Source organism: Streptomyces sp. NPDC002643 (genome assembly GCF_053592555.1).
In genome coordinates this window covers 178199-198685 of record NZ_JBSFVY010000018.1, presented here as the reverse complement: position 1 = coordinate 198685, position 20487 = coordinate 178199, and the positions used below count along the sequence as shown (strand labels likewise).

General features: G+C 72.2%; 11 protein-coding genes. 3 read left to right on the top strand and 8 right to left on the bottom strand.

Annotated features, from left to right (window positions below; genetic code table 11):
- Positions 1–18: 18 nt before the first annotated feature.
- Genes ACWD4G_RS26950 through ACWD4G_RS26930 form a run of 5 tightly spaced genes read right to left on the bottom strand, consistent with a single transcriptional unit; the run spans position 19 to position 9206 of the window.
- Entirely contained in the window at positions 19–948 is a 930-nt protein-coding gene (locus ACWD4G_RS26950) for a S66 peptidase family protein (protein WP_451297773.1), read from the bottom strand.
- Between the two features lie 29 nt (positions 949–977).
- On the bottom strand, positions 978–2957 hold the full coding sequence (locus ACWD4G_RS26945; protein ID WP_451297704.1) for an LpqB family beta-propeller domain-containing protein: 1980 nt from the start codon (positions 2955–2957) through the stop codon (positions 978–980).
- Between the two features lie 27 nt (positions 2958–2984).
- Complete coding sequence (locus tag ACWD4G_RS26940; protein WP_451297702.1) at positions 2985–4340, bottom strand: M20/M25/M40 family metallo-hydrolase; 1356 nt, start codon at positions 4338–4340, stop codon at positions 2985–2987.
- The gene (locus ACWD4G_RS26935; RefSeq protein WP_451297700.1) at positions 4333–5166 is read right to left on the bottom strand and encodes a M55 family metallopeptidase; all 834 of its coding nucleotides are present in this window, start codon (positions 5164–5166) and stop codon (positions 4333–4335) included. Before ACWD4G_RS26935 ends, ACWD4G_RS26940 begins: the two co-directional genes overlap by 8 nt.
- 11 nt (positions 5167–5177) lie before the next feature.
- Positions 5178–9206 carry an nSTAND1 domain-containing NTPase gene (locus ACWD4G_RS26930; protein WP_451297698.1) on the bottom strand — a complete coding sequence of 1343 codons (4029 nt, stop codon included), beginning with the start codon at positions 9204–9206 and terminating at the stop codon, positions 5178–5180.
- 251 nt (positions 9207–9457) lie between these two features.
- Here ACWD4G_RS26930 and ACWD4G_RS26925 point away from each other — a divergent pair, with 251 nt between their 5' ends.
- The gene (locus ACWD4G_RS26925; RefSeq protein WP_451297696.1) at positions 9458–12691 is read left to right on the top strand and encodes a S8 family peptidase; all 3234 of its coding nucleotides are present in this window, start codon (positions 9458–9460) and stop codon (positions 12689–12691) included.
- A 223-nt stretch (positions 12692–12914) separates the two neighbouring features.
- Here ACWD4G_RS26925 and ACWD4G_RS26920 read toward each other — a convergent pair whose 3' ends face one another.
- Positions 12915–14363 (bottom strand): polysaccharide deacetylase family protein, encoded by a 1449-nt coding sequence (locus ACWD4G_RS26920; RefSeq protein ID WP_451297694.1) that lies wholly within the window; start codon positions 14361–14363, stop codon positions 12915–12917.
- Between the two features lie 152 nt (positions 14364–14515).
- Positions 14516–15394, bottom strand: coding sequence for a helix-turn-helix transcriptional regulator (locus ACWD4G_RS26915; protein ID WP_451297692.1), 879 nt, complete (start codon positions 15392–15394; stop codon positions 14516–14518).
- 100 nt (positions 15395–15494) lie between these two features.
- On the opposite strand from ACWD4G_RS26915, the gene ACWD4G_RS26910 reads away from it, so the two are divergent.
- Together ACWD4G_RS26910 and ACWD4G_RS26905 are read left to right on the top strand one after the other, a co-directional pair.
- On the top strand, positions 15495–16049 hold the full coding sequence (locus ACWD4G_RS26910) for an SDR family NAD(P)-dependent oxidoreductase (RefSeq protein WP_451297690.1): 555 nt from the start codon (positions 15495–15497) through the stop codon (positions 16047–16049).
- Positions 16050–16166: 117 nt separating this feature from the next.
- Positions 16167–16478 carry a hypothetical protein gene (locus tag ACWD4G_RS26905; RefSeq protein ID WP_451297688.1) on the top strand — a complete coding sequence of 104 codons (312 nt, stop codon included), beginning with the start codon at positions 16167–16169 and terminating at the stop codon, positions 16476–16478.
- Positions 16479–16507: 29 nt separating this feature from the next.
- Here the strand turns inward: ACWD4G_RS26905 and ACWD4G_RS26900 are convergent, their stop codons facing one another.
- A complete protein-coding gene (locus ACWD4G_RS26900) occupies positions 16508–20482 on the bottom strand; it encodes an nSTAND1 domain-containing NTPase (protein WP_451297686.1) in 3975 nt (1324 codons plus the stop codon).
- Positions 20483–20487 lie beyond the last annotated feature (5 nt).

Genomic DNA, 20487 nt, shown 5'->3' with positions numbered 1-20487 from the left:
TCGGTGATCGGCCCGGCGTCAGCGCAGCGCCGGCTCGTCCAGGGTCAAGGTGCCCTCCTCCGCGTCGAGTTCGGCCTCCACCCCGAACGGGATGGTCAGGGCGCCCTCGCCGTGCCCGAAACCGAACTCCTCCACCATGGGCACTCCGAGGTGACCGAGACGGTCGACGAGCAGCGCGCGCACCTCTTCGTACGGGTCGCACTGGGCCCATGAGCCGAGGAGGATTCCGGCGACGCCGTCGAGCCAGCCGGCCCGGAGGAGCTGGGTGAGATAGCGGTCGAGACGGTAGGTCTCCTCGCCGACGTCCTCCAGGCAGAGCAGGGCGCCCCGGGCGGAGCGGCGGGCGTGCGGGCCGCCCGCTTCGGCGGCGAGGAGGCAGAGGCAGCCGCCGATGACCACGCCTCGGGCGCGCCCCGGGACCAGGGCGGCGCTTCCTTCGCCCGCAGTGATCGTCCGTACGGACTCGGGGTCGAAGAGGGTGGCCTTCAGATGGTCCTGGGCCCTGCCGTTCTTGAGGAAGTCGACCCCGGCGGCCATCGGACCGTGCAGGGTGACCAGCCCGGCGCGCACGGCGAAGGCCTCGTGGAGGGCGGTGATGTCGCTGAAGCCGATCAGCGGCTTGGGCCGTGCCGCCCGGATCGCGTCCCAGTCGAGGAGGTCGACCATCCGCTGCACGCCGTAGCCGCCGCGTGCGCACAGCACCGCGTCCACGGACGGGTCGCACCAGGCGGCCTGGAAGTCGGCGGCCCGGTCGGCGTCCGTACCCGCGAGGTAGTCGAAGCCGGGGTGCCGGTCCAGCGTGTGCGGTCCGACGACGGGGTCCAGGTCCCAGCCGCGCAGAATGTCCAGCCCCGCGCTGAGCCGCTCCTCGGGCACGGGCCCGCTGGGCGCGACGACGGCCACACGGGCGCCGGGGGTGAGCCGGGCGGGCCGGGTCAGGGCGGCCACGGTGGGACGGGGGTGCGAGGGTGTCGTGGTCACTTGGTGAGCTCCAAGGTAGGGATTCCCGGAGGATTCAACCCGAAGACCTGCGCGTACAGCGACAGCTCGGCCTCCAGGACCCTCACCATCGTCTCCGCACGCCGGAATCCGTGCCCCTCCCCCTCGAAGGCGATGTACGCGTACGGCACCTTCCGGCCCTCCATCCTGGCCAGGAACCGTTCGCACTGCGTGGGCGGACAGATCACGTCGTCGAGGCCCTGCAACAGCAGGAACGGCGCGGTGATCCGGTCGGCGTGCTCGGCGGGCGACCGCTCCGCGTACCGCATCGGCACCTCGGCCAGCGGGCCGACCAGGCTCTCCAGATACTGGGATTCGAAGTCGTGCGTTTCCCCCGATCCCCAGTTCGTGAGGTCGAGGATCGGGTACAGGATCGTTCCGCAGGCGTAGACATCGGTGGTGGTGAGGGAGACCGCCGAGGTCCAGCCGCCCGCGCTGCCGCCCCGGATGGCGAGTCTGGTGCGGTCGGCGGTGCCCTCGTCGGCGAGGGCGTGCGCGACGGCCGCGCAGTCCTCGACGTCGACGACACCCCACTGCTCCCGCAGCCGGTTGCGGTACTCGCGCCCGTAGCCGGCGGACCCCCCGTAGTTGACCTCGGCGACGCCGATGCCGCGCGAGGTGAAGTAGGCGATGGCCAGGTCGAGGACGAGGGGCGCCCGGCTGGTGGGTCCGCCGTGGGCCCAGACGATGTACGGCGGCAGTTCGGTGCCGGGGGCGACGTGGTCGGGGTGGTGCGGCGGGTAGATGTGCGCGTGGATCTCGCGTCCGGCGGGGCCGAGGAAGGTGCGGATCTGGGGTTCCGGGTAGTACGCGGGGTCCACCGGGTCGTCGTGCGCGGCGCCGATCACCCGGGCCTCGCCGCTGCCCGCGTCCAGTTCGACCACCTCGTAGGCGCTGCGCGGGCTGGCGCCGATGGCGAGGACCCGGCCGCCGTGCACGGCGAGGGTGGGGGCGAACTCGGTCCAGGGGCCGGCCGTGTCCATGACCTGGCCGGTCTCCGGGTCGAGGATGCCGAGGGCGGTGGCGCCCCGGCCGTGGACGACGGCGATCGTCCCGTCGTCCAGCAGCGCGAACCAGCGCCAGCCGATCTTCCACAGCGGCCCGCCGAACTCCTCCTCGCGGGCGCACAGGGCCGTACGCGTGCCGTCGGGGTCGCGGCGGTAGAGGTTCCAGTAGCCGGTGCGGTCGCCGGCGAAGACCAACGCGCCGTCGGCGTCCCATTCGGCCTGGGCGATCGACTCGTCCGGGCCGCCCTCGACGGTCCGGGCGTCACGGAGGGTGCCGTCGGCGGCGACCTCGGCGACGATCAGCTCGGTGCCGTCCCAGGGCATCCTCGGATGGTCCCAGGCCAGCCAGGCCGCGCGTTTCCCGTCGGGCGACAGCCGGGGGCCGGTCACGAAACGGCGGTCGGCGTCGGTGAGTTCGCGTACGGCGGCGCGGTCCTCGGCGGCCGAGCCGTCCAGCGGTACGGCGGCGACGACCCGTCGTACGTCGGTGGGTCCCTCGCCCGTGAACTCCTCCAGTACGCACCAGACTTCGCCCCGCTCGGGGTGGAGCCGGGGGTCGACCCAGCGCAGCCCGCCGCCCACCGGCGACTCGGGGGTGAGGGGGCGCGGCTCTCCGCCGGGCTCATGGCGGTAGAGGCGCTGGTCGGCGAAGTTCACGAACACCACGAGGGGGCCGTCGTCCCGCATCGCACCGGCCCAGGGCAGGCCGCCGTACTCGATGACCCGGCTGCGCACGTTCCACGGCGCCGGCAGGACCGACTCCTCCGTGCCGTCGGCCCGCCGTCGTACGAGGGTGCGCCGTCCGCCCTCGGTGGGGCGTGGCTCGGTCCACCACGCCTCGTCGCCCACGAAGCCCACGAACTCGGGGTGGCCGTCGTGTGCCGCCGCGAGCGACGCGTCGATCGGCGAGGGCCACGAACCGTACGCCAGGGTCTGCACCTTGTTCCCCACTTCCTGTCGTCCCCCGTGTTCCTGTCCCTAGGCCGACCGCAGGAAACGGTCGAGCACCCGAACACCGAAGTGAAGTGCCTCGACGGGGACGCGTTCGTCGACGCCGTGGAACATGGCCGCGTAGTCGAAACCCTGAGGGAGCCTCAGCGGGGAGAAGCCGTAACCGGTGATGCCGAGCCGGGAGAACTGCTTGGCGTCCGTGCCGCCGGGCATGCAGTACGGCACCACATGGCCCTCGGGCGCGAACTCCTCGACGGCGGCCCGCATCCGCGCGAACGTCGGCGAGTCGACCGGCGACTGGAGGGCGACCTCGCGGTGGTGGTACTCCCACTCCACGTCCGGCCCGGTGAGCCGGTCGAGGGTCTGTCTGAACTCCTCCTCGCCGCCGGGCAGATAGCGGCCGTCCACATACGCGACGGCCTCCCCGGGGATCACATTGACCTTGTAACCGGCCTCCAGCATCGTCGGGTTGGCGCTGCCCCGTACGGTCGCCTCGACCAGGGCGGCGGCCGGGCCGAGCTTGTCGAGGAGGCGGTCGAGGCCCTGGGGGTCGTCGAGGTCGCTCTCGATGCCGTACAGCGCGGCCAGTTCGGTGAGGGCCGCGCGTACGGTCGGGGTGAGCCGTACGGGCCACTCGTGGTCGCCGATCCGGGTGATGGCCGCCGCCAGCCGGGTCACCGCGTTGGCGCGGTTCGGCTTGGAGCCGTGCCCGGCCCGGCCCCGGGCGGTGAGCTTGAGCCAGCCGGTGCCGCGCTCCCCCGCCGCGATCGGGTAGATCTGCCGTCCGGCCCCGTCGTGGAAGGTGAACGCGCCCGCCTCGCTGATGCCTTCGGTGCAGCCCTCGAAGAGGTCGGGGTGCTCGTCGGCGAGGAACCCCGAGCCGTCCTCGGCGCTCGCCTCCTCGTCGGCGGTGAACGCGATCACGAGGTCCCGGCGGGGCCGCAGGCCTTCGCGCGCCCAGTGCCGTACGACCGCGAGGATCATCGCGTCCATGTCCTTCATGTCGACCGCGCCCCGGCCCCACACCACCCCGTCGCGGATCTCCCCGGAGAACGGGTGCACGCTCCACTCCTCCGCCCGGGCCGGCACCACGTCCAGATGGCCGTGGACGAGCAGTGCGTCGGCCGAGGGGTCGGTGCCCTCGATCCGCGCGACGACGTTCGTACGGCCCTCGGTGCGCTCCAGCAGCGTGGGCTCCAGCCCTGCCTCGGCGAGCAGCGCGGCGGCGTACTCGGCGGCGGGCCGCTCCCGGCAGTCCCCGCCGCCGCGGTTGGTGGTGTCGACGCGGATGAGGTCGGAGGTGAAGCGGACCACCTCGTCCAGGGTCCGCTGATCCACGGGTTCCGCCCGCAGGGGTGCCGTCTGTGCCGTCTGCTCAGCCATAAGTCTCCTCCACCGCGGCCGAGACGATCGTGGTGACCGCCTTGAACGTACGGATTCCCTCGTACATGGTCGGGCTGGTGTACGCCACCTTGCGTTCACCGATACGCGCCACACCGGGCACGACCGTCGCGGCCATCGCCAGATGCTCCGCGTCGAACTCCAGGGCGACGGTGAACGGCCCGCCCCTGACCGGTTCATGACGCACCGCGAGCGAGGCGGCCTCCTTCGCCGCCGCGCGGATGTCGGCGGCCGTACGGGCGGGTGTGCGGCACACCGCCGCGTACCGCGACACATGGTCCTTGACGGCCACCTTCAGCGCCTCGGGCGCGTACCCCAACGCGTCCTCGCAGGCCACGTCGTCACCGGTGACCAGCACGACGGGCACGCCGTACTCGGCGACGACATGGGCGTTCAGCAGCCCTTCGCTTGCCCGCTCGTCGTCGACCCACACCCCGGTGATGGAGTTCGCGAGATACGTGTGCGCGAGCACCCCCTCCATTCCCGCCCCGGCGTGGTAGCCGACGAACGCGATGCCGTCCACGTCCCCGTGCTGGACCCCCTCGACCATGGACAGCGCCTTGTGCCGCCCGGTGAGCATCTGCGCCCGCTCGTCCAACCGTTCCAACAGCAGATTGCGCATCGTCCAGTGCGCCTCGTTGATCAGCACCTCGTCCGCGCCGCCGTCGAAGAACCCGAGCACGGCGGCGTTCACGTCCGAGGTGAACATCGAGCGGCACCGCTCCCACTGCGGTGTGCCCGGCAGTACATCGGCCGGCCAGGTGACACCGGTCGCGCCCTCCATGTCGGCGCTGATGAGAATCTTCATGCCGCGTCACGTTACGCGCCGGCGAGGTCCTTGCCGCAGATCCTGCGGTAGGGGACATCCGGGAGGTACGACGTCCACTGGGCCCTGGTGAGGCCGGTGGAGCCGGTGCGGTCGCAGATCCGGGTGGCGGCCCGTTCCGGGTCGATGGTGTGGCTCTGGAGCGGAGCGTGCCAGCTGCCGGCGTACACCGTGCGGCCGTCCCGGGCGAAGGCGAGGGACCTGATCTCCTCGCCCGGGGTGGGCAGTTGGGCGAGGAGTTGCCGGGAGGCGGTGTCCCAGAGCTGGAGGGTGCCGTGGCCGCCGCCCACGGCGAGGGTGCGGCCGTCCGGTGAGAAGGCGAGCGCGGTCACGGCCTCCGGGGGCTCGTGGAACACGGTGGTGGAGGTACCGGCCAGGACCCCTGCGGGGCGTCGCACATCGCCGTCCCACAACGTGACCCGGCCCAAGGAGTCGCCGGCCGCGAGCCGTGTGCTGTCGGGGCTGAACGCCAGCGCGTTCACCACTCTGCCCGCACTGAGCGCGCGGCCGGTGACGGGACCGGACGGCAGCCTGGCGAACCGGTCCGCCGCCCCCGCGAGCAGCCGCCCGTCGGGCCGTACGGCGAGCGTCGCGCCGGGAAGGCCCGCAACCGTGCCCGTCCTGTGGAAGCGGCCGGATCGGACGTCCCAGACCTCCACCACACCGTCGTCGTGCCCGGCGACCGCGACCAGCAGGGTGCGGCCGTCCGGGCCGAGTGCGAGGGCGACGGGCATACCTTCCTCCGTCGTCGGGAGGTCTGCCGAAGCCCGTGCCCTGTTGTGCGTCACGTCCCATACGGTGACCCGCTGCCGCCCGGAATCGGGTGGGTACGGGGGTTCGCTGATCGCGAGTGCCCGGCCGTCCGGGCTGAACGCCACCAGCGGGAGGGGTGCGTCGGGGGCGGGTTCCTTCGCGGCCGCGGGCGGTGCGGGCCCCTCGGCGAGGACCGCGCCGGTGCGAGTGGAGCGCAGTGCCCAGCGGGTGGCACCGGCGCGGTCGGCGGTGGCGAGGACGGTGCCGTCCGGGCCGAGTACCGACGACTCCGCCGGCGAACTCTGCCAACGGGGTGTGAGGCCGGCGCCGAGATCGTACGTGTGGACGGTGGCCCCGACGAGGAAGCGCAGCACCCTGCCCGGCCCGGGGTCCCACGCGAGGCCGTGCACCGCTTCGCCGGCCAGCGGGTGCCGGAAGGCCCGGACAGCGGGTGACGTCAAGCGCCACACGTCGAGTTCCTCGTCGTCGGCCGTCGCCAGGAATGCCCCGTCCGGTGAGAAGTCGACGTACGCCGGACCGGTGTCGCCGGCGCTTTCCAGGTCGGTGAGGAGTCGTGCCCGGGGGATGTCCCAGAGCCGAATCCTGGTTTCCGACACCACGGCCAGCAGCCTGCCGTCGGGGCTGAACCGGAGCGGGTAGGCGCCGGCCCCGCAGGTGCCGCGCGGCGAGGTGCCGTCCCGCGAGGAGTTGTCCCACGGTCCCCGAAGGCGTTCACGCCGCGCGGTGTCCCACACCTGGAGCGGGCCGTCCGAGAAACAGACGGCCATCAGCCGGCCGGCCGCGCCGACAGCGGCCTGTGCCGTGTCACCCGGCGTCGGCACCGGTATCTCGAAGAGGGCTTTGTCCTCCCCCAGCTCGCGCAGTTGTATCCGGCCCTGCCGTCCCTCGGTGGGCGAGGTGCCGAGGACATAGCTGCGCCCGTCGGCGCCGAAGTCGAGGGGCACGGCGTCGCGCAGGGCGCCCGGGTGGACGGCCGCCCCGCCCGACGACAGGTCCCACAGCCGGTCGCCGTCCCCGCCCGTGAGGAGGAGGGTTCCGCCGTCCGGGCTGACGTCCGTCACCTGCGTGCCCTTGGGCAGCCGGACCGGGACGGCGGGGCGGTGACCGGTCACGTCCCGCAGGACGGTCCGTCCGCCCGCGACGCTGATCAGGCTGCGGCCATGGCCGGTGAGGTACCGCAGCGCGTCAGGGCCGGTCTCGGGATCGGTGAAGGTGTCCCGCTCCGGCTGGACCAGAGCGCCGAGCAGCGCAGCACGGGTCTCGGTCAGCGGGGCGATCCGCCAGGCGGCGAGATCGAGCAGCGTGGCGGTGCGGGGGTCGGAGGAGCGCAGGCTGTCGGCGACCGTCACGATGCGGCGGGCCGCGGCCTTGGCGCGCTCCCGCTCGCTCGTCCGGTTCTGCTGCCAGGCGAGCAGACCGGCCGCGAGGGCGAGGACGAGGATCGCGGAGAGAGCGCCGCTGAGGGCGCGGAACCTCCTCGCGGTACGGGCGGCGGCGGCCCGTTCGGCGTCACGGGCGGCCAGCGCGGCGGTGAGGAAGGCCCGCTCCGAGCGCGTCAGGTCGTCGTCCTCCGTGTTCCCGGCGGTCCCGGCGGCCCTGGCAGTCCCGGCTGCCCCGATGGTCCCGGCAGTCCCGGCGGCTCGGTCCGGCACGGCGACCCCGTCAGCCCCGGCGGCCCCGGCGGCCCGGTCCAGCATGGCGGCCCCGGCAGCCCCGGCAGTCCCTTCGGTACCGGCAGTCCTGGCGACCCCAGCAGCCCCAGCGGCCCGGTCCGGCACGGCAGTCCCGGCGGCCCCAGCGGCGCTGTCCGGTGCCGCGAACAGTTCCTCGGCCACGCTGAGCCGGGTTCCCCGGTACAGGGCTCCGGGATCTTGGCCCAGTTCCTCCCAGGCGCGGGCGGCCTCCGAGAGCCGGTGCCGCTCGCGCAGCCGCTCGCGGTCCTCCTCGATCCAGTCGCGCAGCCGGGGCCAGCCGCTGATCAGTGCCTCGTGGGCCAGTTCCACGGTGCCGTCGTCCAGGGTGATCAGGCGGGCGGCGGCGAGGAGTTCGACGACGACGGTGACGTCCCGGCCGTGCCCCGGTGCCTCGGTCGCGTCCAGTTCGGCGCGTGCCGCCGGGCGGCGTGTGTCGGCGGTGCCCCGGCCCGGGGCGATCAGGCGCAGCAGGACGCGGCGGGCGATACGGGCCTGGGCCGGGGTCAGTTCGGCGTAGGCGTGCTCGGCCGTGGCGGTGAGCGCCCCGTGCACCCCGCCCGCCTCCTCGTACGCGGTCGTGGTCAGCGTCCGGCCCCGGCGGTGCCGCCAGGTCTCCAGCAGGGCGTGCGAGAGCAGTGGCAGCGCGCCGGGCCGGCCGGTGACCTCGTCGACGATCCTGGCGGTCAGCGCGTGTTCCACGCTCAGGCCCGCGGCTGCGGCCGGTCCGGTGATCACCTCCCGCAGCTCGGCCGGGTCCATCGGGCCGACCAGCAGACCGGCCCGGCTGAGGGCGTCCGCCAGTTCGCGGTGGGCGGCGCAGTGTCCGTAGAAGTCCGCGCGGACCGCGACGACGACCCGCAGCCGGCTCCCGGGGTACCGGGCCGTGAGCAGAAGATCCAGGAAGCGGTCCCGTTCCCCGCTGTCCTGGCACAGGGTGAAGAGTTCCTCGAACTGGTCGACGATGACCCAGGTGTCCCGCTCGGCGTCCTGGGGCGTGAGCGCCGCCGTGTGGGTCCGCACCGGTCGTCCTCCCGGGGTCAGGACCCGGATCACGGCCGGTCTGTCGGTGTCCGGGGCGTGCTGGAGCCGGGGTATCAGCCCGGCCCGCAGCAGTGAGGACTTCCCGCTCCCCGATGGTCCGACGACCGCGGCGAACCGGTGCTCCCGTACCAGTGCCCACAGGGCGCCGACCAGGTTGTCCCGGCCGAAGAACAGGTCCCGGTCGCCCGGTTCGTACCGGGCCAGCCCCCGGTACGGTGGTGCGGCCTCCCCGTCCCGGCCGGAGCGCGCGGCGGCTCGGTGCGCCTGCCGCCAGCGCTCCTCCCACTCCCCCGGGTCCGCGTCCAGCGCCTCCACGTACGCCAGGACCAGTGCCAGCGAGGGGAGTTGTTCCCCGGCCGCGGCCTGGGACAGCGCGCTCACCGAGTACCGGGTCCGCCCCGCCATCGCGCGGTACGTGGGCTTCCCGGCGGTCTCGCGGAGGACCCGCAGGTCGTGGGCGAGCCGTTGTACCGGACCGGCGTCGGGGTCCACCGGCTTCTCGCGTCGTCCCACCGGGCTGCTCCTTTCACTGGTCGTGTGAGAGGACGGGAACTCACGTCAACCGGTGCCACTTCTACCCCAACTGACCTCTGCCGCAACGGAATTGTTCAGAGGCCCCAAGGGGTACTGACCAACGCGCCGGCCGCCAAAACTCTCCCTCGGTCAGGTGACACGCCGTCACCCCCACGAACCGGGAACAGGAGAGAGGCACTCCCTTGCGCCATCGTTCGACGCACCCTTCAGAGAACCGGAACAGACAGTTAATGCCCGGACGCGGCAGAGCAGTCGCCTACGGCACCGCCGCGCTGCTGGTGATGACCGGCCTCGCCGGCACCGCCACCCCGTCCGCCGCCGCACCGAGCCCGGCGGCCGGCCCCCCGGCCGGTACGGAGCGGGCCGCCGCCCACATCACGCTGATCACCGGTGACACCGTCGGTGTGGACCGCGACGGCCGGGTCGTCGGTGTGCGGCGGGGCGAGGGCCGCGACGGCATCAACTACACGACGCAGGTGGCGGGCGGGCACACCCTGGTCGTCCCGGCGGACGCGATCGGGCTGCTGAACAGCGGCAGACTGGACCGCCGCCTGTTCGACATCACCCAGCTCATGGCGGACGGCTACAGCGACGAGCACCGCAAGGGGCTGCCGCTGATCGTCACCTACCAGGGCGACCGGAAGCAGCGCGCCGGTGCCGAGCGGGCGCTGAGGGCGGCGGACGCCGACATACGGCGCGAACTGCCCGCCGTGCGCGGCCAGTCGCTGACCGCCGGGCGGAAGGACGCGGCGGAGATCTGGCGGGCGCTCACCGATCCGGGTACCCGGTCCAAGAGCGCGTTGACCACGGCGCCCGGCGTGGACCATGTCTGGCTCGACGGCAGGGTCAAGGCCGATCCGCAGACCGCGGCCGGTCCGCCCGGCGACGACACGGGCACCGTCCAGATCGGCGCCCCCGACGCCTGGAAGGCCGGCTGGGACGGCAGGGGCGTCAAGGTGGCCGTCCTGGACACCGGTGTCGACACGACCCACCCGGACCTGAAGGACAGGGTCGTCGACTCCAAGAACTTCACCAACTCCCGTGACACCGACGACTACTTCGGACACGGCACCCATGTGGCGTCCACCATCGTCGGCTCCGGCGCCGCGTCCGACGGCCGGTACACAGGGGTGGCGCCCGGCGCCCGGCTGCTCAACGGCAAGGTGCTGGGCGACGACGGTTACGGCTCGGACTCCGGCATCATCGCGGCGATGCAGTGGGCGATCGACCAGGGCGCCAAGGTCGTCAACATGAGTCTGGGCGCTGACGACCTCTACGGCACCGACCCGGTGGAACAGGCGGTGAACGAGCTGTCGGCGTCCAAGGGAGTGCTGTTCGCCGTCTCGGCGGGCAACGAGGGCCCCAAGGAGCAGACCCTCGGCACACCGGGCAGCGCCGCCGCCGCGCTCACCGTGGCCGCCGTGGACCGCGACGACAAGCTGGCCCCGTTCTCCAGCCGGGGCCCCACGGCCGACGACGGGATGAAGCCCGACATCTCCGCGCCCGGTGTGGACGTCGTCGCCGCCAAGGCCAAGCATGGCGAGATCGGCGGGGACGCGGGCACCGAGGGGTATGTCAAGCTGTCCGGCACCTCGATGGCCGCCCCGCACGCCGCCGGGGCCGCGGCCATCCTCGCCCAGCAGCACCCGGACTGGACCGGCGAGCGTCTCAAGGCCGCGCTGATGGGCTCGGTCAAGCCCGGCGCCGGTCTGACGGCGTACGAGCAGGGCTCCGGCCGTGTCGACCTGACCCGCGCCATCACCCAGAGCGTCGCCGCCGACCCGCCGTCCCTCGACTTCGGCACCCAGCTCTGGCCGCACCACGACGACGCCCCGGCCGTCAAGAACCTCACCTACCGCAACACCGGCACCGAACCGGTCACCCTGAACCTCACCACGAGCGGTACGGCGGGCATGTTCACCGTCTCCCCGGCCACGCTCACCGTCCCGGCGGGCGGCACCGCCACCGCGACGGCCACCGCGGACACCCGCGTCGACGCGGCGGACGGTGCGCACTCCGGCGCGGTGACGGCCACCTCGGCCGACGGCCACACCGTCGTCCGCACCCCGGTACTCGTCGTCCGCGAGGTCGAGTCGTACAACCTCACCGTCAAGTCCATAGGCTTGGCCGGCAAGGCCCCGGCCTACGCCGAGGCCACCGTGGTCCCGAAGTTCTCCGACAAGCGGCGGTATCCCTACGACCGTGACACCGACGGCGACTACCAGGTGACCACACGGGTGCCCAAGGGGCGCTACGTAGTGGACGACTACATCGTGGACGGGCCCGAGCACTACTCGCTGCAGGTCGCACCCGAGGTGTCCGTCACCAAGGACACCACCCTCGTCTTCGACCTGCGCAAGGGCAAGAAGATCAATATCAAGGGCCTCGCGCCCGAGGTCCCCTACAACAACGCGCTCGTGCGGTTCGCCTCCAACGGAAGCCAGAGGGCGTACGACTACGCCAGGGGCACATCGGCCTCCGGCACCACTTTCGCCCAGGTCGGCCCGAGCGCGCCGAAGAACAGTTTCATGGCCCAGGCCACCAGCGTCCGGTCCGCGGCGGGCAACGGGAAACCGCAGTACCACATCGTGGTCAGCCGCAAGGGATCGTTCTTCAACGGGCTCACGCACACGGCCACTCGGTCCTCCCTGGCCAGGGTCGACATGGCGATCGGCGCCACCGCCAAGAACTCCATCGCCCTGCTCGGCAACCTCTGGGAGACGCCGGGCTTCCCGCAGCTGACGTACCTCGACGGGGGCACTTCGGGCCCGGAGGTCAAGGTGCCGACCGACCGGGCGGTGGTCTACCTGTCCGCGGACCAGGGCCTGCGCTGGAACCTCGGTATGAGCCTTCTCCAGACCGACGGTCCCAAGGCGTACACCGTGATCAGCGATGTGGACTTCAGGCGCTACAAGCCGGGCAGGACCTACCGCGAGACGTACAACAAGGCCGTCCACGGCCCGCACGTCTCGGATGGTGCCTACTGGATCGGCGGCCGCCGCTCGGGCAACGACTACGCCCTGTGCAACTCGCTGCTCTCCGAAGGGCATTACGTCCACCAAGAGCTGGGCGAGCAGAAGGCCGTGCTCACCGGCGGCGGCAAGACCTACTTCGACGTGGCACAAGATCCCTGCAACTTCGGCGTGCTGAGCGGTCTGCCCAAGGAGAAGACCAAGTTCACGCTGACCCACGAACAGCGGCGCAGCCTGCGTGACTTCAAAGTGAGCGACAAGGTCACCGCGACCTGGACCTTCACCTCGCGGTACGTGGACCCGGCCGGCCCCGCGCGGCCCTTCCCGCTCTCCGTCGTCCGCTTCGCGCCCAAGCTGAGCCTGACGGCGACCGCCACGGCCAAGGCGGGGAAGAAGACGGTGGTCCCGGTCACGGTGCACGGCCCGGCCGCCGCCAAGGGACATCTCAAGTCCCTGGCCGTGAAGGTCTCCTACGACGGCGGACGCACCTGACGCCCCGTCACCGTCCGCACCGACGCGTCCGGCAAACGGTCCGTCACCCTCACCCATCCGGCGAAGCCCGGCACCGTGTCCTTCCAGGCCAGCCTGGCCGACACCGAGGGCAACACCTACGCCGGAACGATCCACAACGCCTATCTCACCGTCAAGTGATCGCCGGCCGGCCGGTGAACTGATCAAGTGACCGCTGCTCAGCCGGTGAACCGAGCCATTCGGTTCACCGGCTGGTGTACGTCGTCCCGGGGGTGAGCTTGCGGTCGGCGAGCAGTCGGCTGACCGTGACGAAGTGGAAGCCCTGTGATGTGAGGGTGTTCAGGATGCTGGGCACGGCGTCGACGGAGGTGGCGTGGATGTCATGCATCAACACGATGTCGCCCGCTTCGACGGCGCCCAGCGCGGCGTCGGCGACCTTGGCGCTGTCGCGGTTCTTCCAGTCCAGCGTGTCGACGTTCCACAGCACGATCGGCAGGCCCGCCGCCTTCTTCACCTGGTCGTTGAGCGCTCCGTACGGCGGTCGCATCAGGGTGGGACCGGCACCGGTGGCGGCCTTGATGGCGGCGTTGGTGCGGGAGATCTGGTCGGACACCGAGACATCGGGCTGGGTGAGGTCGGCGTGGTTCCAGGAGTGGTTGCCGATCTCGTGCCCGGCGTCCGCCATGGCGCGCAGCAGGTCGGGGTGGGCTGCGGCGTTCTGGCCGACGACGAAGAAGGTGGCGTGCGCGTCGCCTGCCGAGAGTGTGTCCAGGAGACGGGCGGTGTCCGGGCCGGGGCCGTCGTCGAAGGTGAGGGCGACGCACTTGGCCTGTGCGCAGTCGACGTCGGAGTCCGCCGGGGGCGGTGCCTTGGGCAGGGGCAGGGGCTCCGGGTCCACGCCGAGGGCGAGTTCGCCGGACGGGTCGGTGGTCTGCCGCTGGACACGGCGTCCGAAGTCGGACAGCAGGGAGGTGGCCTCCTCGGCCGGGATCACGGCCTGCTGGCGGCCACCCGTCGGGACACCCACCTGACCACGGTCGAACTCCGCGACCAGGTCGCCGTTGTCGGTGAAGAAGAAATCGTCGAGCGTGTCGGGGTAGTCCTCGAAGGTGCTGTCGAGGTCACTGGTGGAGACACCTTCCCGCCCCTTCAGCCCGTCCTTCAGCGCGTCGACGAAGGCGTCGAAGGAGTCCTCGTCGATGAGGGCGGTCGGCTTCCGGGTCTTCCCCGTCTTGCCGTCGTACCAGTAGGCACGGGTGCCGGTACCATCGCCGGCCGCTCCGTAGTCCAGCGTGCTCAGCCGCACACCGACCACGTCCCCAGAGGCCACCAGCAGGTCATAACTGATGTTCACCGGCACACACCCGGCGCCGGCGGCGTCCGTCGTGCCGTCGGAGGATGTTCCCATCCGGTTGTCGATGTCCGCCTTCAGTGCGGCGCTGAGCGGATCGGCACCCGGTACGGCCGGATAGCTGGTGGCCCAGCGGCAGTCGGAGTCCTCGCTGCCGTCACGGACGATGCGCAGGCCGACGACGGACGCCGGATCGGCGGTGTGCGGGACGGCATGGCCCGGTCGGTCGCCGCCGTCCCCGGCCGGGGACTTCGCGTCGCTGTCGGGCAGAGCGGAACACCCGCCGGTGGTGACGAGGAGTGCGGTCGCCAGCCAGGCGAGCCCGTTGGTGCGCTTGTTCATAGGCCGGACCCTAGATCGAGGGAAAAGGCCGGCAGGCGGGACAGTCGAAGGTTTCCCGTGCTCATGCCCGCTGACCTGCTGTCGAGGAATTGTTCAGGGTGACGCGAGGGCCGCTGGACAACCCTCCGCCACCCCCGGATCGCCCTCGGAAGTCATCTGGTCTCGAACGGTGTGCGCGGCGAGCCCGGCGCAGCGGTGAATCGCTCGATGCCGGTGACACGGAGCAGATCGAGCTGCGAGGCCTCGGGCGTACCGGGCGCGGCCGAATAGACGACGAGACTCTGGTCGCCCTCCGGTACCAGGAGGGTGTCGCAGTCCAGTGTGAGACGACCGAGTTCCGGGTGGTGGACGGTCAGGGTGGTGGGATGGCGCCGTCCCGCGCGCCCGGCCCGCCACAGGTCGTCGAACCGTCTGTTGTGCGCCCGCAGTTCGGTGATGAGTCGCCCGAGGTCGGGGTCGTGGGGGTACTGGGCCTGAGCGGCGCGCAGGCAGCCGACGCACTCGGCGGCCGCGGTGTCGTGCTCCTCCGGGGCGAGGATCATCCGGCCGGGTCCGGTGCCGAGGAAACGCTGCCGGATGATGTTGCGCTGTGCGGGAGGCAATTCGCTGAAGTCCCCGAAGAGCGCGGCGGCGAGGGGATTCCAGGCGAGGATGTCGGACTTGACCGACAGGACCAGGGCGGGCAGGTCCGACATCCGGTCCAGCAGCCGTAAGACGCTGGAACGGACCAGCATCGGCACACGTCCGGCCTGGGGCGGCTCGGTGCCCGCGAGCCGGAACACCAGGTCCCTGTCGTCATCGCCGAGCCGCAGCGCCTGGGTCAGCGCGCGGAGTACCTGGCTTGAGGGTCTGGGGCCGCGGCCCTGTTCGAGCCGGACCACGTAGTCGACGCTGAGACCGGCCAGTTGGGCGACCTCCTCTCGGCGCAGCCCCGGTACCTGCCGGCGCAAACCGGCCGGGAGGCCGACATCGGAGGGTTTCACCCGCGCCCGCGCGGTGCGCAGCACCGCGGCCAACTCGGCTCTGTCCATGCCCTGATGATGCCGCAGGGGTATGGTCTCGGGGTGGTACCGCCCGTCCCATGCCCAGGCGGCCCTGGCGGGCGGCATTTGCGAGCGCGACGCTGTCGGCATGACAGCGACAACGACCGCCCTGGTGACCGGGGCGAACAAAGGGCTGGGCCGTGAGACCGTGCGGCGCCTCGCGACGATGGGGTGGCGGGTGTTCCTCGCCGCCCGGGACATGGCACGCGGCACGGAGGCAGCCGCCGAACTGGCCAAGGACGGCCTGGATGTGGAGTTCGTCCCCCTCGATGTGACCTCGGACGCCTCGGCGGCCGCTGCCGCCGAGGCGGTGAAGGCGCGTGCGGGGCGATTGGACGTGCTCGTGAACAACGCCGGTATCTCCGGAGTCAGCGGACGCGAATGGATGGGCATGCGGCCCCCGAGCATGGGCTATCCCACGTCGAAGGCGGCGCTGAACATGATCACGACCTATTACTCGTTCGATTTGAGCGATATGCGGGTCAACGCGGTCGATCCCGGCTACACCAGCACCGACTTCACGGGCGGCCAGGGCTTCCAGTCGGTGACCGAGGGCACCGACGCGATCGTACGGCTGGCGACCATCGGCCCGGACGGGCCGACCGGTGGGTTCTTCGACCGTGACGGCACCACTGCGTGGTGACCCTGGCCAAGAGCGGGCGGTGATCAGGCAACACGCCGATGCGAGCAATGGCTACACCACAGCGATCAACCTTCCTACGCGATCCTGGAGGTAGAAGGCAGTCCCAGATTCGAAGAGATGATCAGGCACCTCTTCTTCTTCGCCGCTGACGGCAAGACGGATGCGAAGGGGCGCCCGCATCTGCTCCAATCCGCCCTGTTCGCCCTGGAGTTCGACGACACCAGCCGCTTCGCCACACCGCCCCGAGCCGTGCAGAAGCTGCTCTTCGGGGCGCTGGCTCCGCTCGCGCGGCTGCGTGGCTACCGCGCCACGTATCCCGAGTACGCCAAGCGGGTGTCCGAAGTCGTCGACGCACTGGAAGAGTTGCCGCCCGAGATCGCGGCACAGCTGCCCTACGGCATTCCCGGCTCCACCGCGGCTCCGCGCTGACCGACACCGGGGGGATCTCCCGCCTCGGGTCAGTCACGGCAGAGTGCCACCCCGGCCATGCCCGCGAGGTGCCGGACGCGTTGGGCCGGGGTGGCGGGGGAACCCAGTAGCTCGCAGGTGTGACGGTCCGCCTCGGCCGGATGCACGCTCCAGCCGCGTACGACCGTGCCGACGGCCGTCCAGATGTGCCGGCCGGTGTCATCGCCCAGCGTGGCGGCCGAGAGGTACTCGCCCAGACCGCGCAGTTGTTCGGACGGTGCGGGCGTCGGCCGGGTGAGGTCCCAGCGGGCCAGTGTGCCGTCCTCGGCCGCGCTCATCAGGATGCGGTTGTCCCCGCTGAACTGCACCGAGCTGAGGAACGCCGTGTGCGGGGCGCCCTTGAGCTGTACCCGCCGCGCGGGGTGGCGGACGGGATCGACGTGCCAGAGGCGGACGGTGTTGTCCTGGCTGCCCGAGGCGAGCAGGGTCCCGTCGGCCCCGCCGAACGCCACGGTGGTCACGATCCCCTCGTGTCCTGCGATCCTCTCCAGCGGTGTGCGTACCGTGCCGGTGGCTCGGTGGGCGAGGTCCCAGACGCGTACGGTCCGGTCGCCGTGTGCCGTGGCGAGCAGGCGCCCGGCGGCGTGGAAGGCCACGTCGTTGACGCCGTAGGAGTCGTGATCGTGAAGCCTCAGTCGGAGGGTCAGCCGGACGGACGGTCCCCTCTGCTCCGTCTTCTCCGGCTTCCCCTTGTCCGGCTTGCCCTTGTGAGGCTTTCCCTGCCCCGGCCTGCCCTTCTCCGGCGTCCGCGTCTCCTCCTGGTCCCGGTCGACGTTCCACACGACGGTGGTGTCGTCGGTGGAGGCGGCGGCGAGCAGGGTTCCACGCGGGCCGCCGAAGGCGAGGGCTGTGACGCTTTCGCGCTGTTCACGCGGCTGTTGGAGCTCTCGGGGGGCCGTGGGGCGGGTGATATCCCAGAGGTGGACGGCTCCCGTCGCGGTGCCGGTTGCCAGGAGACGACCGGTGGGGTCGATCGCGACGGCGGTGAGGGGCGCGGCATGCCGCAGCACTGTCGGGGGCGACGGTGTCCGAGGGTGGCGGGTGTGCCACAGCCGGGCCGTGGCATCCCGGGAGACCGTCGCGGTGAGTCCGCGTCCGAGGTGGGTCGCCACGTCGGTGACCATGAGGTGGTGCCCGAGCAGTATGGGGAGCGGTAGACGCCAGACGTGGGCGGTCCCGCCCTCGCTCGCCCCGACGAGCAGGCGGCGGCCGTCAGGGGCGAATGCCATGGACTGCAGCGGGGTCGGGTGCGGCAGGGACAACAGAACGGCGCCGTCGGCGGGGTCGCGCAGCACCAGTCGGCTGTCACTGGCGGCGACGGCGAGCAGCCGGTCATCGGGCGAGAAGGCCATTCCGGCCGCGTGTCTGCCCGCGTCCGGGGCTCGAACGGGCGCCGGGCAGCGGCCTCGGCCGTCCAGCCGGCACACCCACACCGACCCGTCGGACAGCCCCACGGCCAGTCGGCGTCCATCGGAGGAGAGCACGGACTCGGTCACCGAGACAGGGTCGAGGTCCTCGGCGGCCGAGCCGCTGTCGCGACCCTCCGTGGCGTGGTCGCCGTCCTCGGTGTCCGTGACATGGTCGTAGAAGGCCTCGGTGTCCGTTCGGGCATAGGTCAGGGGCGTCGAGGTACGGGACCAGATCACCGCCTTCCCGTCGTTTCCGCCGACGGTGACACGCGAGGCGTCCGCGTTGAGGGACACCGCGTGCAGCTTCCCCGCGCGCGCCGGGAGTTCGGTCGGCCCGCGCGGTCGCTCCGGGTCGGCCAGGTCCCACAGCCGCAGGGTGCCGTCGTCGCAGGCCGCCGCGAGGGTGTGTCCGTCGGGGGCGAGTTCCAGGTCGAGGGTCCCCGAACCGCGGTGGAGTCGCCGGCCCGGGGTGAGGCCGTCGCTCCGCAGACGCCAGACGCGCACTTCCCGGGTGTCGGCGACGATCAGCCGGCGGCCGTCGGGGGTGAGGGCGAGCCCGTAGATCTGCCGGGAGCGGCCGGGCAGACGGTGGGTGGTCGCGGCCCGGGGCCGGTCGATGGAATCGCGCCAGAGTCGGATCAGACCTTGGTGTGAACCCGCCGCCATGAGGCCTCCCGGGCCGAAGGCGAAGGCGGAGACCTGGCGGCCGATCCCCGTCAGACGGGTCGGAAAGGGCAGCGCGGTGGTGGCGACGACCGCTGCTCGGCCCGTCGGATCGGCACGGTCCAGCCGATACGCGGCTGCCGCGAGGTCGGCGGCGAAGGCGGGATCGGTGGCGCGCAGTACCGCGGCCCGCTCGGCCATGGTGGCGATCCGGGAAGCGGTCGCCTCCCGGTCGGCCCGGGCGGATTGCCGGTGGGCGATGAACGCCGCGAGCAGGGCAAGGACGGTGATCACGGCCAGCCCACCGAGCAGATGACGCAACCGGCGCAGACCCCGCCGCGACTCCCGCACGCTCGCCGACAGGTACTCCTCCTCCAGTGGCTCGGCCTGCCCCGGATGATCGGTCGCCCATTGGACGACGAGGGCCAGTGGGGCCGCCTGGAGGAGGAGTTCGGGAGAACGACCGGCCGCCGCCCAGGCCCGGGCCGCCTCGGCCAGACGCTGATGGGCGCGGATTCCGGCCCGGTCGGTGTCGATCCAACCGGCCAGGCGGGGCCAGGCCCGTAGCAGCGCCTCGTGGGTGATCTCCACCGTGGCCCCGCGCCCCGGGCCCCGCCCGACGTCGACGGTGAGAAGTCTCGCCCGGGTGAACGCGTCCAGGGCTGTGTCGGTGTCCGGTCCCGGGGCGAGATGGTCGCGCTGTGTTCTGCGGCGGGTGTCGGCGCCCTCGTCACCGACCTGGACCAGACTCAGCATCAGCCGCCGGGCCGCGGCCCGTTGGTCGGGGGTGAGGTCCAGGTAGGTGCGCTCGGCGGTCTCCGCCACCGCCCTGCGGATGCCGCCGGTCCCGCGATAGCCGGCCAGGGTCAGCCGCCGTCCTGTGCGGTTGTGCCAGGTGGCGTACAGGGCGTGGGAGAGCAGGGGCAGGGCGCCGGGGTCGTAGCCGTGTCCGCCGGGGTCGAGGTCGTGCAGCAGGGCTTCGAGGAGGCCGGGCTCGCATTCCACCCCGGCGAGTGCCGCCGGACCGGTGACGCTCGACTCCAGTTCGGCGCGGGTCATCGGTCCGAGCGCGACGGGGTGCCGTACGGCGGCGGCGAGTCCGGCGTGGGTGAGGCAGGCCGCGAAGAAGTCGGCACGCACGGCGAGTACGACAAGCGGCATACGGCACAGCGCGTCGAGGTAGGCGCCCCGCTCGCCGTCGTCGGCGCAGAGCGTGAAGACCTCCTCCAGCTGGTCCACGACCAGCAGCACATGGGCTGCGGAAGCGGGCAGCGGGGTTCCGTCACGCAGGGCCCGGGCGAGTTCCGGCTCGTCCCGCCCCAGCGGCGTGGCGAGGGCCGCGGCGAGAGTGTCGAACGGCCTGGCGGTCGGTGTGACCAGAACCCCGACGCGAGGTGACGGTCCATCGGCGGCGTCCGGGCCGCCCAGGGCCCCGGTGTCCACGGCGTGCAGCAGTCCGGCGCGGAGCAGCGAGGACTTGCCCGCTCCCGACGCGCCGAACAGCATCACCGGCCCGCCGCCGTCGCGGGCCGTTCCCGCCACCCGGTCCACCAGGACCTCGGTGGCCCTGTCCCGCCCGAAGAACCAGCGCCGGTCCCCCTGTTCGAAGGCGGCCAGCCCTCGGTACGGGCAGGGCCCCGGCCTCGGTCCGGGTCTCGCGGGACCGTCGCACAGCCGGATCAGCTCACCCTTGCCGCCCAGTACGGCGTCGACGCGTTCCGCGAGTCCGCGGTGGGGGCGCTTGCGGCCGTTCTCGATGTTCGACAGATGGCTCTTGCTGTACTGCGACGCCTTCGCCAGCTCGCTCAGCGACATCGACGCCGCTTCCCGGAGCCGCCGCATCACGCGCCCGAAGTCCTCCGGGCCCGGCCCTTGCTCGGTCTCCCTCGGCACCGTGC

Coding starts and splice junctions, on each gene's coding strand:
- ACWD4G_RS26920 (WP_451297694.1), bottom strand. CDS start 14,363: ATGAACAAGCGCACCAACGGGCTCGCCTGGCTGGCGACCGCACTCCTC.
- ACWD4G_RS26935 (WP_451297700.1), bottom strand. CDS start 5,166: ATGAAGATTCTCATCAGCGCCGACATGGAGGGCGCGACCGGTGTCACC.
- ACWD4G_RS26915 (WP_451297692.1), bottom strand. CDS start 15,394: ATGGACAGAGCCGAGTTGGCCGCGGTGCTGCGCACCGCGCGGGCGCGG.
- ACWD4G_RS26925 (WP_451297696.1), top strand. CDS start 9,458: ATGCCCGGACGCGGCAGAGCAGTCGCCTACGGCACCGCCGCGCTGCTG.
- ACWD4G_RS26940 (WP_451297702.1), bottom strand. CDS start 4,340: ATGGCTGAGCAGACGGCACAGACGGCACCCCTGCGGGCGGAACCCGTG.
- ACWD4G_RS26905 (WP_451297688.1), top strand. CDS start 16,167: ATGATCAGGCACCTCTTCTTCTTCGCCGCTGACGGCAAGACGGATGCG.
- ACWD4G_RS26910 (WP_451297690.1), top strand. CDS start 15,495: ATGACAGCGACAACGACCGCCCTGGTGACCGGGGCGAACAAAGGGCTG.